At 28.8% G+C, this 14,659-nt stretch carries 15 protein-coding genes and 1 other RNA gene; 10 read left to right on the forward strand and 6 right to left on the reverse strand.

What is annotated here, in order from left to right; translation table 11 throughout:
* The 9 genes from AVBRAN12647_RS03975 (at position 1) to AVBRAN12647_RS04015 (ending at position 4,389) form a co-directional block, all read left to right on the forward strand.
* Positions 1 to 846, forward strand: coding sequence for a lambda-exonuclease family protein (locus AVBRAN12647_RS03975; protein WP_336614735.1), 846 nt, complete (start codon positions 1 to 3; stop codon positions 844 to 846).
* Positions 843 to 1,358 (forward strand): single-stranded DNA-binding protein, encoded by a 516-nt coding sequence (locus AVBRAN12647_RS03980; RefSeq protein WP_336608970.1) that lies wholly within the window; start codon positions 843 to 845, stop codon positions 1,356 to 1,358. The genes AVBRAN12647_RS03975 and AVBRAN12647_RS03980 overlap by 4 nt, the downstream gene beginning before the upstream one ends.
* Positions 1,342 to 1,524, forward strand: coding sequence for a hypothetical protein (locus tag AVBRAN12647_RS03985; RefSeq protein ID WP_214118655.1), 183 nt, complete (start codon positions 1,342 to 1,344; stop codon positions 1,522 to 1,524). Before AVBRAN12647_RS03980 ends, AVBRAN12647_RS03985 begins: the two co-directional genes overlap by 17 nt.
* Positions 1,521 to 1,910 carry a hypothetical protein gene (locus AVBRAN12647_RS03990; protein WP_336608972.1) on the forward strand — a complete coding sequence of 130 codons (390 nt, stop codon included), beginning with the start codon at positions 1,521 to 1,523 and terminating at the stop codon, positions 1,908 to 1,910. Before AVBRAN12647_RS03985 ends, AVBRAN12647_RS03990 begins: the two co-directional genes overlap by 4 nt.
* The gene (locus AVBRAN12647_RS03995; RefSeq protein WP_336608973.1) at positions 1,907 to 2,293 is read left to right on the forward strand and encodes a DUF3310 domain-containing protein; all 387 of its coding nucleotides are present in this window, start codon (positions 1,907 to 1,909) and stop codon (positions 2,291 to 2,293) included. The genes AVBRAN12647_RS03990 and AVBRAN12647_RS03995 overlap by 4 nt, the downstream gene beginning before the upstream one ends.
* Before the next feature lies 1 nt (position 2,294).
* Positions 2,295 to 2,465: a helix-turn-helix domain-containing protein gene (locus AVBRAN12647_RS04000; RefSeq protein ID WP_214118661.1), complete on the forward strand. Its 171-nt coding sequence runs from the start codon at positions 2,295 to 2,297 to the stop codon at positions 2,463 to 2,465.
* A gap of 95 nt (positions 2,466 to 2,560) precedes the next feature.
* Positions 2,561 to 3,049: a helix-turn-helix domain-containing protein gene (locus AVBRAN12647_RS04005; protein WP_336608974.1), complete on the forward strand. Its 489-nt coding sequence runs from the start codon at positions 2,561 to 2,563 to the stop codon at positions 3,047 to 3,049.
* A 193-nt stretch (positions 3,050 to 3,242) separates the two neighbouring features.
* A complete protein-coding gene (locus AVBRAN12647_RS04010; protein WP_214118665.1) occupies positions 3,243 to 3,431 on the forward strand; it encodes a hypothetical protein in 189 nt (62 codons plus the stop codon).
* 142 nt (positions 3,432 to 3,573) lie between these two features.
* Entirely contained in the window at positions 3,574 to 4,389 is an 816-nt protein-coding gene (locus AVBRAN12647_RS04015) for a hypothetical protein (protein WP_336614736.1), read from the forward strand.
* A 274-nt stretch (positions 4,390 to 4,663) separates the two neighbouring features.
* Here AVBRAN12647_RS04015 and AVBRAN12647_RS04020 read toward each other — a convergent pair whose 3' ends face one another.
* From AVBRAN12647_RS04020 to rho, 5 genes are all read right to left on the reverse strand, one after another.
* Positions 4,664 to 5,053: a type II toxin-antitoxin system PemK/MazF family toxin gene (locus tag AVBRAN12647_RS04020; RefSeq protein ID WP_336608976.1), complete on the reverse strand. Its 390-nt coding sequence runs from the start codon at positions 5,051 to 5,053 to the stop codon at positions 4,664 to 4,666.
* Entirely contained in the window at positions 5,050 to 6,177 is a 1,128-nt protein-coding gene (locus AVBRAN12647_RS04025) for a tyrosine-type recombinase/integrase (RefSeq protein WP_336608977.1), read from the reverse strand. Before AVBRAN12647_RS04025 ends, AVBRAN12647_RS04020 begins: the two co-directional genes overlap by 4 nt.
* 231 nt (positions 6,178 to 6,408) lie before the next feature.
* Positions 6,409 to 6,760: a transfer-messenger RNA gene (gene ssrA / locus AVBRAN12647_RS04030) on the reverse strand.
* A gap of 383 nt (positions 6,761 to 7,143) precedes the next feature.
* Positions 7,144 to 8,886, reverse strand: coding sequence for a DNA polymerase III subunit gamma/tau (gene dnaX / locus AVBRAN12647_RS04035; protein ID WP_336614737.1), 1,743 nt, complete (start codon positions 8,884 to 8,886; stop codon positions 7,144 to 7,146).
* 1 nt (position 8,887) lies between these two features.
* Positions 8,888 to 10,207: a transcription termination factor Rho gene (rho, locus tag AVBRAN12647_RS04040; protein WP_214118675.1), complete on the reverse strand. Its 1,320-nt coding sequence runs from the start codon at positions 10,205 to 10,207 to the stop codon at positions 8,888 to 8,890.
* A gap of 87 nt (positions 10,208 to 10,294) precedes the next feature.
* On the opposite strand from rho, the gene AVBRAN12647_RS04045 reads away from it, so the two are divergent.
* Positions 10,295 to 12,634 (forward strand): heavy metal translocating P-type ATPase, encoded by a 2,340-nt coding sequence (locus AVBRAN12647_RS04045; RefSeq protein WP_336609873.1) that lies wholly within the window; start codon positions 10,295 to 10,297, stop codon positions 12,632 to 12,634.
* A gap of 13 nt (positions 12,635 to 12,647) precedes the next feature.
* Here the strand turns inward: AVBRAN12647_RS04045 and AVBRAN12647_RS04050 are convergent, their stop codons facing one another.
* On the reverse strand, positions 12,648 to 14,651 hold the full coding sequence (locus AVBRAN12647_RS04050; protein ID WP_336609872.1) for an ATP-dependent helicase: 2,004 nt from the start codon (positions 14,649 to 14,651) through the stop codon (positions 12,648 to 12,650).
* Between the last annotated feature and the right edge of the window lie 8 nt (positions 14,652 to 14,659).

The raw sequence follows: 14,659 nt of genomic DNA on the forward strand, positions 1-14,659 counted from the left end.
ATGAAAATAATTAATTTAGAGCAAAATACACAAGAATGGTTAGATTATCGCAAAGATAAGTTTAGTGCGAGTATTACACCTGTGCTTTTTGGTGTGGGTTATCACAAAGCCTATCAAGAAGCATATTATAGATATGGTGGTGGAAAGCGTCCTGACATCTCTTGGATACCTGCAGTTGAGCTTGGCGTAGAATATGAGCCAAAAGTTAGAGATTTTATAAATGTTAGTTTGAAGCGTAATTTTAAGCCTTTAGTGTGCGAAGACGAACACGACGGACGCTTTATCGCTAGTCTTGATGGATATGATAACGGCGAGATATTAGAAATTAAGGTAAGCGAACTAGGGTTAATCGCTTATAGAAAGTCACACGAAGTTCCATTAAGATATATGTATCAAATACAGCATCAAATGATGGTAAGCGTAGCTAAAAAAGCACTTTTAGCTATCGCTTATCCAAAATACGATGGCACACTTGATATTGAACTTATAAACATAGAGCCTGATTTGGCAATGCAAGATGAGATTAAAAGCAAATGGCTAGAGTTTGAAAGCACTTATAGATACAAAAATATTGATTATCAAGCACTAATAAAAACAGATGAATTATGCGAAGTGCAAAAGCAATTAAAAGCATTAGGGGAGCGTGAAAAAGAGCTTAAAAGCTACTTTTATCAGTTTGATGATAGCACGATTTACGAAACACCTACAGCAAAGCTAACTTATAGCATAAGCACGAGAGAAACAATTGATTATAAAGCGATAGTTGAGCGTAACGGATATGAGATTTTAGAAAGTGATAAAAAGACTAGCGAAACAAGAACAATAAGAATTAAGGAGATAGCGTGAATAAGACAATCATCATAGGAAGATTAACAAAAGATATAGAGCTAAAAACTTCAAGCAGCACAGGCACAGCGATAGTAAATAACACTATCGCAACAAGTCGTATTAGAAATAATCAAAACGGCGAGAGAATAGAAGAAACATTGTTTTTAGACATAGTAGCATTTAATCGCACAGCTGAAGTAATGAACCAATACTTACATAAAGGCTCAAAACTAGCAGTTGAAGGATATTTACAACAGCAAACATGGGTAGATAATCAAACAGGGCAGAATAGAAGTAAAATCGTATTGATTATAGAAAATATGGAAATGCTAGACAATAAGCAAGATAATCAAAATAACAATCAAGGTGGTTATCAAAATAACTATCAGCAACCAAGACAAAATAATTATCAAAACAATAATTATCAGCAACAACCAAGACAAAATCAAGCTAATAATTATCAACAGCCACAGCAGAATTATCAAAACAATAATTACCAACAAGGTGGAGCTGATGAATTGCCTTGGTAATGTAAGAAATATAATTATCTTTTGCTTAGAAATAAGCATTAGAGAGCTTTTTATAAAGCGTTTTGGTTTAGCAAGATATAACGAAAACTTAGGCACTAGCTACACAGCTAGCAGCCTAAACAAACTAAGAGATAAAGAATTAAAGATTTTAAGGAGTTTAAGATGAGAGAAATAGTAAAACTAATTAATAAAAAAGATTTAGAAGAAATAATAGAATTAGAATTAAAAATTAATAACTTTTATAAGTATAGTAATTTATTCAGTGTTGCTTTATTAGTTGACGGTTGCGTTTTCTTGCATATAAAAAATGAAGAAATAAGAAAAAAACTAGGAACTAATTATATAAATAACTTTATTTTTTATATTGATTTGAACTATGCAACAATTGACACAAATTTTACAAGCTATAACGAAGCTATTAACATTCAAAAAACCATCGAGCTAGAAAAGCATTGTACTTCAAAAGACATAGCAAAATATATAGAGCAAATCATTGATGAATACAACAAAGAGCAAGATTATATTACTTTTGTTTGGGGAGATGAAGAATGAAACTACATCCATTACTAAATCCAAAAAGCCCCCACTACGGAAGTGGTAAGGACGCAACCATTTATAAAATGTATGATAAGTATAAGCAAAAAGATTTATTAGCTTGGTGCAGAATTAATACTGCAAAATACAAAGCAAGAAAAGGCAAAAAGCAAGGCGAAAGCGAACAGGACAATCAAGAAAAATACGAGAGCTTTTATTACACAGCTTTGCTTATTGATTGTGCGAAGTTACTGAATAATCAATTAGCTTATCGTATTTTAGCTGGGAAAGTGACAGAAGAATCGCTTAAAACGAAGCTAGAGTATTTACAAAATAAAGATTTTCATTCAGTAGATGATAGATGTATGCTTGAAATTTTAGAGTATATGGCAAGGGGTTAAAATGAAAAAAACATACACATTAAAAGAAGTAGCAAAAATTACAAGCCAAAGTTATATAACAGTTTATAGACATTTACAGCAAGGTATTTTAAATGCTAAATCAACAGCTTTTAAAGCGACTTGGAAAGTTAGCGAAGAAAATTTACAAGACTACTTAAACAAGATAGCCTAGTAAGTATGGCTATAAAACATATTAAAGAATTAAGTAATAAATTAACTTAATTCTTACTTGAATATTTTAGTATTTAGGAATAAGTAGGAGATTTTATGGGAAAAGATTTTTATGGTTATGATAGTTTAACAAATGAAAGAATTTATATTTACGGTTCATTAAAAAGAAAAATAAAAAACAATATAGAAGTAAAGCGTGGAAACGAAAAACTATTAATAGAAGATATAAAAGCACAAATTGAAGCCATTACAGGCAAAGAGCCATTTATTCATGAAGGTGGTAATCATATAGTGTTTGCAGAAAGTGCAGAAAAATCAATCGGTGGTGAATACTATTGTATAAAGTGGCATTATGCAAACAACAAAGAAGAAAATATAGTAAAACAAACTTGTAAAGAATTAGGAATTACACAAAAAGAACTAAGTGAAATGCTAGATGTTCCACAATCAACAATATCAGGCTGGGCTACAACGAATATTCCAAAGATGGCAGAGTTATCGCTTAATCTCTTAGCAGAAAACAAACAACTAAAGGAAAAATTAGATGTATTTAAAAAAGCTTTTGAACTCGCTAGCAAATTATAAGGTGTAGACAAAATGTCTATACCTTTAAAATACTAAAATTAGTATTTTAAAATAAATAAAATCCTAAAATTAAAATAAAATACTTGACTTTATTCTAAAATTAGAATATAATATTATTATAATTACTAGTATTAGTAATTTATGTTCTTTTAGAGATGATTGTTAATTAATTTTATTTGCTATAATTTTTACTATGAAAGATTTATTAAAAGAATTAGGCAAACTTTCATTTGATTTTGCAAAAGTGATTTTTGCATTAGCGATAATCACACCTGTTTTAAAAGATGAAAGTTTTAATTATTGGAGCATTATAGCTGTTATCGTATGTGTTGCATTTGGTTCAGCTTGTATTTACAAAGGAGGTAAAGATGGAAACGCTTGATATAATTTATAAAACAATTACTTTCGTTGGAATAATATTAACGATTTTGGTATGGTTTTTCGTACCAAATCCAAAAAAGGGAAAAGATAGTTAAATAAAATTAAACATTCATCTCTTAAAAATATTAAATTAGGAGATGATTATGTTGCAAAAAATACAAAATAGCAACTCACTGTTAGTTGCTTCTTATTATGGAATTATAAAAAGCACAATTTTAAAACATTTTACTCGCAATTCAGACGAGTTAATAGAAGGAATACATTATTTTTACGAATACGAAAGAACAAAAGGTGGGGTTCAAAAAGTAATTAAATGGACTTTAGAAGGCGTTTATATGTTAGGCTTTTTTATCAAAAGTGCCAAAGCAAAAGAATATCGTAAAAAAGTAGCAAGGCTATTGAGAGAACAAAGCGAAGAAAAACTAAAAAGCCTAAATAATAGCATCACAACCCTAGAACGCAGAAATAAGCGAGTTGCTTTAGGTTATAAATCACAATTAGCACAACAGAAAGAAAAGTATGAATTAAAGCTCAAGGTTTTAGAGTGCGAACTAGAACATAAAAGCAAGATTGATTATGATAAACCAAGCCAAGAGCTAAAGAAAGCATTAGCCGAGCGTGGGTGGTTGCTTATGAATAAGGATAATTTCAGTGTTTTAGGAGAAAATATAGCAACTAGGATTTGCATTAGCCTAAGAGATATTCTAGGCACTAATTATCCGCCTTGCTTGAAGCAATTAATTGATGTTAGTTTTATGGAAACAAGGAATTATTTTAATAAAAGAATTAGTACTAATCAAGGATTGCCATTTACAGCAGAAAGTTATAAAATAAAAAGAGCCGATAGTTCTTATACGCCAATCTATGGCAAATGGGTAATTGAAGATGGAAAGCAGATTGCAGGTTGGGAACTTGAGTTAAGGTGGAAAGGGGATAAAAAATTAAGTTATGGGGGCTAATGGCTCCCTAATACGGAAATAAATTCTATTCTTATTTATTTTAACCAAATAAACACTATAATTAAAATGTTTCAGCCGTGTTGGCTTAGTCGCCCCCTTATCGCAAGATAATGGCTCGGGTTTCCCCCACCTTTTAGGTGTGGGGTTAATTTAATGGTTTGTTAATAATTTTTAGTTAAAATAATGACAATTGCTTTTAATAGCAAGTTTTGTCCCCTTATCGCAAGATAACGGCTCGGATGCCTAGCCTTAGAGCTAGGGGAATTAAAAAAGGCTAAATTAAATTAGCCTTTATCTTATCTCTAATGTTTTCAAAATCACTTTTACTTATATTAATATTTGCTATATTTTCTACTCTTTTTGTATCGAATAATTTTATTTGAGATAACAAAGCCGTTCTAATATCATTATTTTTAGTATAAAAGCTATAAAAGTATGGAAAGCTATTATCTTTCGCCTTAGTACTTAATGGCACTCCTATAAAAGAGTTTTTATAAATTAATTTTAACACAAGCACAGGTCTTACATAGTTTTTACCCTTACCGTACACTTCAGAGCCAATATTTAAACCTAATCGTACCCAGTATACTTTACCTACTTTAACAGCTTTTTCTGTGCTTTTACTAGTATTCTTTTTTACTTCATTCCATTCATCGTAATTCATAGAAAATCCTTAATAAACTTCTCTAAATAATCTCCCCACCATTGCATTAATTCCCTTTTAGCTTCTAGCTTATGGCTTCTATCATACACGCCACGAACTCCTCCTACCGTATGAGCTAGGCAAAGCTCTATAATCTCGCTTGAATAATTATTATCGTTAGCTATCGTGCTAAACATTGCACGAAATCCGTGGGGCGTGAATTCATCGTTTGTAATGCCATTTTTACGCAAAAATGAACGCATAGTATTATCGCTTATACCTTGATTTTGCTGTTTCTCACTATAAAATACATAATCACTATTTTTCATAGTCTTCATAATTTCTAGCACTCTTTTTGCTTGGGTGCTAAGTGGTAAATAAAACGGCTTTTTGCGTTTCATTTGTTCGGCAGGTATTTCTAAAATATCATCGTTTATATATTCCCATTTAAGCAGTCTCACATTGCCAGGTCTTAATGCCGTAAGTGCATTAAAAATTAATGCGTATTTTGTAATAGGTCTTGCTTTTTGAATTAGTGTGAATAGATATTCTAAATCATCGCCTTTAGTTATTGTAGGATAATTTTCTACTGGCTTATAGCGAACTATCATATCAAGCTTTATAGGAAATAATATGTGATTGTCAGTATAATCAAGCATGCAAGCGTAAGAATATATGCGTTTTAATAGATTTAAAAGCTTTTTAGCAGTTGAACTTTTATCTTTTAGTATTCCAAAGCGTTTTATAATATCGGCTTTGCTAACTTCTTTTATGTCTTTGTCGCTCAATTCTTTATCAAGTATAAATCTATCTAATAGTGAATAATATGTGTGTAATTGCTTATCGCTAATTTGGTTTTCTTGAGTTTGCATATAATCATAACATACTTGTTTGAAAGGTATTTTATTTTTATCATTAATAATTTTTTCTTGTGTGCTATCAATTTGCATTATTGCATTTCTTATTCTAAAACTTGAGCTAAACTCGCCTAGTGTCTTTTTAACTCTTTTTTTATTAATGAATGTAATTAAAACAAAAGATTTTTTACCTTTAGGTGTTATACAAATATATAAATTATAAACGACCTTTTTCATATAAACTTTATCATTTGGCTTTAATTTTATGATTTCACTATCAGTTAGCATAATAAGCTCCTTTTTTTATTGTTTTAGTCCCTAATAGTTCAATTTAAGTCCTTAAAAATGATTAAGGACTTAAATTAAGGACTAAAAATTTGATAAATAATGATAAAAAAAGATAAACAATGATAAATAAAGATAAAAGAAACATACAAAATAAACAAGCTTAAAGCGTGATATTATAGACATTTAAAGATAATTTGATAAATAATGATAAAAGATGATAAAAAATAAGAATGGTGGAGCTGTGGAGATTTGAACTCCAGTCCAAAACTAGCTCAAAACCAGCGTCTACATGCTTAGTAGGCTGCTTAAATTCATTTTTACCAAGTGCAGCTTACGACTTTAGCAAAAACTAAGGCTTTTATTTTATTTAAAGTCTAGCCAAAACTTTAAACTAGCTTGAATGATGACCCGCTAATGCTATTACAAGCTTTAAGCATCGCAGGGCTCAACTGAACTTACGCAGCGTAAGCGTAAGCAGGAGCTAATTCTTTTTTGTTTGCGTTTAATTTTAATTTAGCGTTTAACGTAGCAACACGGCATGCAGCTAATCCCTTACTAATCCTGTCGAAACCTAGTCAGCCCCAAGAAAAGTAAAGTCGTGATTATATCAAATTAACATTATTTTTCAAGGTCTATTTTCACTTAAAGGTCCTAAAGCATTTGTAATTAAATCTAATTTTTTCTTAATTTCTAATTGTTCTTTACTTAACTTTAAATGCTCTATTTCTAAATTTATATTTTTTTCTTCAATATTTTCAGGCTCTATTACAAATTTAGATAATTCTAATTCGCCTAAATGCCTAGATATATTAAAATCTTGTTCTCTATTAAATTCATTAGCCTTATTTTCTAAATCAATACTACTTTGAAAATCTGGCTCTATTACAAATTTAGATAATTCTAATTCGCCTAAATGCCTAGATATATTAAAATCTTGCTCTTTATTAAATTCATTAGGTTTAGTTTCTAATGAAGTTTTTTTTTATCTAGCTCTGCATTGATTATTTTTGCATTTTTAGTTTTAAAAAACGCACTACATTTAGCTAAAACATTTTTAATATTATCTCTTAAAATAGCCTTTTCTTTCTCATTATAAGGCGGCATTACATGTAATTCTAAAGTATCATTTTCTATTTTAATTTTTACTAATGATTCAAATAAAATATTTTGAAGTTCAGGTTCGTATTGCTCTAAAATATCATCTGGTATTTCATAAATATTATCTTCATCTTCAAAAGCCATATTAGAATCTAAAAAATCATCGCTTTGATACTCAGGATATTTAATCTCTTCTTCATAAGTATTGTAATTATTTTGAAATTCCTGTTTTAAATTCTTGCTTGAATTATTTTCAAAATTAGTATTATTTATTTTAGGATAATTATTTTCTTCTTTTATTGCTTCATTTTTTACATTTTGTTTCGTTAAATCGCTAATTAAAACTAATTTTGCATCATTAAAGATACTAGCAAATACATTCTTTACAACGCTTGTGTAATATTGTTTAAAATACTGCTTATCTTCTTCATTTTTAGGGTTGATTTTAATACAAAACTCACTACCATCAAAACTAACAAAAGAAGCACATTCTTTAAATATTTCTCCTAATTTATAATCTCTTTTAGCAATCATAGTTACAAAATTTAAGTAATCTTGCTCGTTTTTATTTATATTTTCTACTTTTAAATCTTCATCTATACTTTTTAATTTTGTAGCGTCTTTTAGCATAAATGCTAAAATGTATAAAATAAATTCATCATCATCGCTAATCTTTGTCATATTTTTAGCCTTTGCTAAAATATGAAAAAACCTATCGTATAAAATTAAAGAAAAATTTGGATTTTTATTAGCAAAACTATCTTTTAAAAAAGAACTCATCTCATCAATTACCACACTTGCTTCATAAGATTTAGCAAGTTCTAAAAACCTAAAAATACCATTATCATTTGAGCTTAAAACATCAGCAAAAAATTGCTTTATAATATTTGGCTCTATTAAGCCTAGCATTAAAGCTATGCTTTCTTTATTAAGTTTTCTTTGAGAATAAATTATGCCTTGCTCTAATAAAGTAAGACTATCTCTTAAAGACCCGCCACCGCTTCTTGCAATAAGAGTTAAAGCTTCTTTTTCATAAGGAATTTGCTCATTTGCTAATATAAATTCCATTCTACTCACAATATCTTGTAAAGGAATTTTTTTAAATCTAAAATGTAAAACCCTACTTAAAATAGTAGCTGGTAATTTATGCACATCAGTTGTTGCTAAAATAAATTTAACATGACTAGGTGGTTCTTCAAGTGTTTTTAAAAGCGCATTAAAGGCTTCACGAGTAAGCATATGCACTTCATCAATTATAAAAATCTTAAACCTTGAATGAAGTGGTGCATATTTTGTATTTTCTATTAAATCTTGAATACTATCAATACCACGATTACTAGCCGCATCAAGCTCATAAATATCTATTCCATCATTACTAACGCAACTAGCACACATTCCGCAAGGTTTTGAGCTAATCCCACGCTCACAATTTAGTGCTTTTGCCAATATCCTAGCAGAGCTAGTTTTTCCACTCCCGCGAAGACCAGAAAAAAGATAAGCATTAGCTATGTTTTTACTATCTAGTGCATATTTTAAACTCTTACTAACAGCACTTTGCCCTACTAAATCATCGTAATTTTTTGGACGATATTTAAGTGATAAATTTTGCATATTATTCATTTAATCCTGACAATAATTCTTCATTATTTTGAGTTTTTAGCATTTTTGCATATAAAAATTTAAGCGCTTCTACATCTTCCATAGAATTCATAGCTGAACGAATTGCCCAAATCTTAGGTAAATTAATTGGCCCTTGTAATAATTCTTCTTTTCTCGTTCCACTCTTTGTAATATTTATAGCTGGATATATTCTTCTATCTGAAATATTTCTATCAAGAACGATTTCACTATTTCCTGTTCCTTTAAATTCTTCAAAAATCACATCATCCATTCTTGAACCCGTATCAATTAAAGCAGTTGCAACTATTGTTAAGCTTCCACCATGCTCAATATTTCTAGCAGCTCCAAAAAATCTTTTTGGCTTATGAAGTGCATTTGCATCAACACCACCGCTTAAAACCTTACCACTACTAGGAGTTGCAGTATTATAAGCACGAGCAAGTCTTGTGATACTATCAAGTAAGATTATTACATCTTTACCCATTTCTACTAAACGCTTAGCTTTTTCAATCACAAGTTCAGCCACACGCACATGATTTAATGCAGGTTGATCAAATGTAGAGCTAAAAACTTCACCTTTTACACATCTTTGCATATCAGTTACTTCTTCAGGTCGCTCATCAATTAAAAGCACTATTAGTTGGCTTTCAGGATGATTTTTAGCAATTGCAGTTGCTAATTCTTTCATTAATTCAGTTTTTCCTGTTCTAGGTGGTGCTACTATTAATCCACGCTGACCTTTTCCAATAGGTGTGAATAAATCAAGCACCCTACCCGTTAGCTTTAAAGGGTCGTATTCAAGTTGTAATTTTTCTGTTGGAAAAATTGGAGTTAAGTTATCAAATAAAGCTCTTTTTTTAGCTTCTGCTAAAGGTAAATAATTAATCGCTTCAATTTTCAAAAGTGCATAATATTTTTCTTGTTCTCTTGGCTCTCTTACTTGACCTGTTACGATATCACCCACTCTTAAAGCAAATTTTTTAATCTGTGAATTACTAACATAAGCATCGTTTGCACTATCACTTAAATTCGCATCCATAGCTCTTAAAAAGCCGTAACCTTCTTGGTTAATCTCTAAAATACCTGTAAAGAGTATAAAACCACCTTTTTTTGTTTGAGCTTTTAATATTTCAAACATAAGCTCTTGTCTTCTAAATTCCATCGGATTTTCAACACCAGCTTCGTTTGCGATTTCTATTAGTTTTTCAAGAGTTAGTAGTTTTAATTCTTCTATTTTATATCCATCTACTGGAATATGCTTTTTTTGATTTTTTTTATCTTGCTTTTGTTCTGTTTGTATATCTTTATCCATTGATTTCCTTATTTGTAAAAAACGAAGTATTAAAAATTATTTTATAAATTAAAAATAAAATTGTCAATAAAATTAAAGGAAATTATCTTGAAGTGCTCTCATTGTAAAATAGATTTTGATAAAAATAGTATGATTTTTCAAGGCAATAACGCATTTTGCTGTAATGGTTGTAAAAATGTTTTTAATCTCATAAACGAAAATAATTTAGAAGATTTTTATAAAAATGCTTCAAATTTATCTAAAATTAATGAGCAAATTTCTTATGATGAGAACTCTTTTTGCATAGAAAAAGAAAATAATTATGAAAAAATTTTAATTTTAATAGACAATTTACATTGCGCAGCTTGTGTATGGCTTATTGAAAAAATGCTGCTTAAAAATGAAGGCGTATTAGAAATTAATATAAATTATCAAACAAAAAGAGCAAGTATAGAATATAATCCTAATAAAACTAAAGCAAAAGATATATTAAATATAATAATATCTCTAGGCTATATCCCACTAGCTTACAATCCAAATACAACAATGAAAGCTAAAAGAACTCATATTGAGTTTTATTCAAAACTAATTGTAGCAATTGCTTGTGTTATGAATATTATGTGGCTTAGTATCGCAAGATATGCTGGGTATTTTTCTAGTATGGAGCAAAGCGTTCAAGATATTATTAATTTTGCAGAATTTGTTTTATGCACTCCTGTGCTTTTTTATAGTGCTTCATCTATGTTTAAGAGCGCAATTTCTGCTTTAAAAAATAAGATTTTAAATATGGATTGTCTAGTTACATTTGGGGCTAGTTTAGTTTATATTTATAGTATTTATGCTATGTTTACAAGACTTTCTTATGTGTATTTTGATAGCGTAGCTATGATAATTTGCTTTGTTTTTATAGGTAGATTTTTAGAACAATTATCATATAAACAAGCTTTAGAAAATATTGATTTTTTAAGTGATTTATTAAACGCTAGTGTAAATATTGTTAAAAATGACAAAATAGAAAAAATAAGCGTTACTAAAATAAAAAAAGATGATGTAATTAGAGTATTTTTAGGGGATAAAATCTTAATAGATGGCACTTGTAAAAGCTTACAAGCTAGATTAAATCTAAGTGCTATTACAGGCGAGAGTGAATTAGTTGATATTAAGCAAGGAGATTTTATAAAAAGCGCTAGCGTGGTTGAATGTGCTAGTTTTGATTACATAGCAAATTGCACTTTTCAAGATAGCTATATTAATAAACTTGCAAAATTACTAAATAAAACTAAAAAATCAAACCTAGAAAAACTAACTGATAAAATTGGTGTTTATTTTTGTTATGCGATTTTTAGCATTGCGTTTTTGTGCTTTTTATATAATATGAGCGATATTCAAGAAGCAATTATTAGAAGCGTTAGTTTATTAATTATTGCTTGTCCTTGCGCTCTTGCACTTAGCGCTCCTGTTGGAAATCTTTTATGCTTACACGAAGCTTTAAAGCTTAAAGTATTATTTAAAAACTCAAATTATATTGAAAATCTTAGCAAAATTGACATAGCTGTATTTGACAAAACTGGGGTTTTAACAAAATCAAAATTAGAATTATTAAGCCAAATAAATCTAAATGATTATGAAAAAAGCATTTTAAAAGCAATTTTAGATAAAAATAATCACTTCATAGCAAGTTCGCTAAATGAATATATAAAAGATACTAAGCCTAGTTTAAAAGACTTTAAACTCACGCAATTAAGCGGCTTAGGAGTGATTGCAGAATTTGAAAATGATAAATACTATCTAGGCTCTGCAAAATTATTAAATAGTCATAATATTAATGCAAATTCTAAAAACGAAACTGAAATGTTTTTTGCTAAAAATGATGAGATTTTAGAGCATTTTGTATTTTCTAATCAATTAAATGATGATGCTTTAGAACTAATAAATTATTTTAAAAAGCAAAATATAAAAGTAATAATGCTATCAGGAGATAAGCAAAAGCCTTGCGAAAAAATAGCAAAAGAACTACAAATTGATGATTTATACAGTGAATGCTTGCCCGAAGATAAGCTTAAAATAATTCAAAATCTTAGTAAAAATAATAAAGTCTTAATGGTAGGTGATGGCATAAATGACGCACTAGCTTTAAAATTAGCATTAGTATCAATTAGCTTTAAAAACGCTACTAATTTAGCCCTTAATTCAAGTGATATAATTATGCTTGATAATAAATTAATAGGCATTAAAAACTCTCATTTATTAGCAAAAAGAACTTATAGACTAATAAAAACAAACCTAGCATTAAGCTTTTTATACAATATAATTAGTATTCCACTAGCTTTTATGGGGCTTATAAATCCATTAATTGCTAGCATTTTTATGTCGCTTAGCTCAATTTGTGTGATACTTAATTCTATAAGAATTAAAAATTATGCTAAAAAAATAAAGAATTTAAAATAAGATTTAAATTCTTTTAATTTTTCTTACCTTCTTCAATAAAAATTGAGCGTATTGCGTCTGTTTTATCATCTTCTTTTTGCCTTTTAGCCCAGCTCATAATAAGCTCATCTTTTGCTCTTGTAAGTGCTACATAAAATAATCTTCGCTCTTCATCAATGCCCCCAGCACTTTTGCTAAGCTTTAGATTTGGAAATCTACCTTGTGCTAAGTCAATCAAATAAACAATTTCAAATTCCAAACCTTTACTAGCATGAACGGTTAAAAGCTGAACCCCTTTAGTATTTTCATAATCAATATTTAAAATAGTTTTTTCATAAAATTCTTTAAAAGTATTGTAGTTTTTCGCATCGTCTAAAATATATTTACAATTATTTTTAATATTTTCTAGCTTTTGCTCTTTTATCTCATTGACTATTTTTGCACCTTTAAAAGAACGCTTAGCTGCAAGATTATTGATAATCAAGCTAAAAATCTTAGATGAATAAGCATTATTTAATAAAACGCTAGGATTATCAATATTTTCATTTTCTTTTAAGAATTTATAAAGCTCTTCAAGAAAGGTTACATTATCAAATTTTAATTCTTTTAACAATAAAACAGGATTATTTTTAAACTCGGTTGCTAAAAAGCTAAACTCACTTTGCTTAGCTTGATTTTGAGTTCTTGCAAACAGACCAAAAGCCTCATCGCTTTTAGCTAAAAAATCATAATTATCTTTTTTAATAGGTCTTAAAATACCTTCTAATAAAGAGCCATTTCCTAATTCTAAAAATGCTTTATAAATAATATTTACCTTAGCATTTCCAACACCTTTACTCTCTAATAAAATTCCTAAAAAGCTTAAAATATCACTATTTTTATTAGTTAAATTAGCTAAATTTATAAGAGTATTTATTTCTTTTAATTCATAAAAACTACTGCCACCTTTTCTAGCTATTTTAATGCCCTTTTGCTTTAGGCTTCTTTCCATTAAATCACCACTTGAATTATTGCGATAAATCACTGCAATATCAGCTCTATTATTTGCTTCAAGTTTGCTTAAAATATCATTGGCAATGAATTCATATTGTTCGTTTGCTAGATTAAAACTATGTAATTTAATAGGTTTTGTAGCTTCTTTTCTAGTTACGATTAGCTCTTTTGGATATAGCCTTTCGTTTTTTGTAATAACCCTATTTGCAAATTCTAAAATATTGCTAACACTTCTATAGTTTTTATTAAGTGAATAAATTCTAGCATTTTTATATCTATCTTTAAAACTTCCAATTATTTCTATATTTGCCCCATTAAACGCATAAATGCTTTGGTCATAATCTCCTACGCAAAAAAGAGATTTTTTAGGGATTGCGTCTAAAATCGCACTTTGAAGATTATTTGTATCTTGATATTCATCTACTAAAACTTCATAAAAAGGCTCATTTTTATAATCATTTGTGAAAAAATCCTTAGCATTTAGCAATAAATCATCAAAATCATAATAATTATGAGCTTTTTTTTGCTCTTCGTATTCGCTTAAAACTTTGCAATAAAAATTAATATTATCGCCTTGCTCTTCATAATTAGCCTTCAAATATCCACGAAAATCATCAACTAAATTAGTATTATTAAACCTTGAATAAATATCGGCTAAATATGAATAATCAAACAAATCATCTTTATTAGGAGAATATTTTTCGTAAATACTTTTTAGCAAGGCTCTTAATTCACTATTTCGCTTAAGCTGAATATTTTTATGCTTTTTAAGATATTCAAGACTAATTGCGTGAAATGTCCCACTTACAATGCCTTTTATCTTGCTTGAGCCGAGTTTTTTTTCAAGTCTTGCTATCATTTCACGAGCGGCTTTGTTTGTAAATGTAAGTAGCATAATGCTATTTGCTTTAGCACCATCATTTAATAATTTTTCTATCCTTGCAACTATTGTGCTTGTCTTTCCTGTTCCTGCACTTGCTATTATCAAATTACTACCTAAACTAGTATTAACCGCTGCAAATTGTTCATCATTTAATCTATTCAAAACATCTC

Origin of the sequence: Campylobacter sp. RM12647 (assembly GCF_020138135.1) — a bacterium.
Classification (GTDB): Bacteria; Campylobacterota; Campylobacteria; order Campylobacterales; family Campylobacteraceae; genus Campylobacter_E.

What these genes read in the sequence shown, in the direction of transcription:
- AVBRAN12647_RS04025 (WP_336608977.1), bottom strand. Translation starts at nt 6,177, where the DNA reads ATGCTAACTGATAGTGAAATCATAAAATTAAAGCCAAATGATAAAGTT.
- AVBRAN12647_RS03995 (WP_336608973.1), top strand. Translation starts at nt 1,907, where the DNA reads ATGAAACTACATCCATTACTAAATCCAAAAAGCCCCCACTACGGAAGT.
- AVBRAN12647_RS04015 (WP_336614736.1), top strand. Translation starts at nt 3,574, where the DNA reads ATGTTGCAAAAAATACAAAATAGCAACTCACTGTTAGTTGCTTCTTAT.
- AVBRAN12647_RS04005 (WP_336608974.1), top strand. Translation starts at nt 2,561, where the DNA reads ATGGGAAAAGATTTTTATGGTTATGATAGTTTAACAAATGAAAGAATT.
- dnaX (WP_336614737.1), bottom strand. Translation starts at nt 8,886, where the DNA reads ATGCAAAATTTATCACTTAAATATCGTCCAAAAAATTACGATGATTTA.
- AVBRAN12647_RS04020 (WP_336608976.1), bottom strand. Translation starts at nt 5,053, where the DNA reads ATGAATTACGATGAATGGAATGAAGTAAAAAAGAATACTAGTAAAAGC.
- AVBRAN12647_RS03985 (WP_214118655.1), top strand. Translation starts at nt 1,342, where the DNA reads ATGAATTGCCTTGGTAATGTAAGAAATATAATTATCTTTTGCTTAGAA.
- rho (WP_214118675.1), bottom strand. Translation starts at nt 10,207, where the DNA reads ATGGATAAAGATATACAAACAGAACAAAAGCAAGATAAAAAAAATCAA.
- AVBRAN12647_RS04010 (WP_214118665.1), top strand. Translation starts at nt 3,243, where the DNA reads ATGAAAGATTTATTAAAAGAATTAGGCAAACTTTCATTTGATTTTGCA.
- AVBRAN12647_RS03990 (WP_336608972.1), top strand. Translation starts at nt 1,521, where the DNA reads ATGAGAGAAATAGTAAAACTAATTAATAAAAAAGATTTAGAAGAAATA.
- AVBRAN12647_RS03975 (WP_336614735.1), top strand. Translation starts at nt 1, where the DNA reads ATGAAAATAATTAATTTAGAGCAAAATACACAAGAATGGTTAGATTAT.
- AVBRAN12647_RS04000 (WP_214118661.1), top strand. Translation starts at nt 2,295, where the DNA reads ATGAAAAAAACATACACATTAAAAGAAGTAGCAAAAATTACAAGCCAA.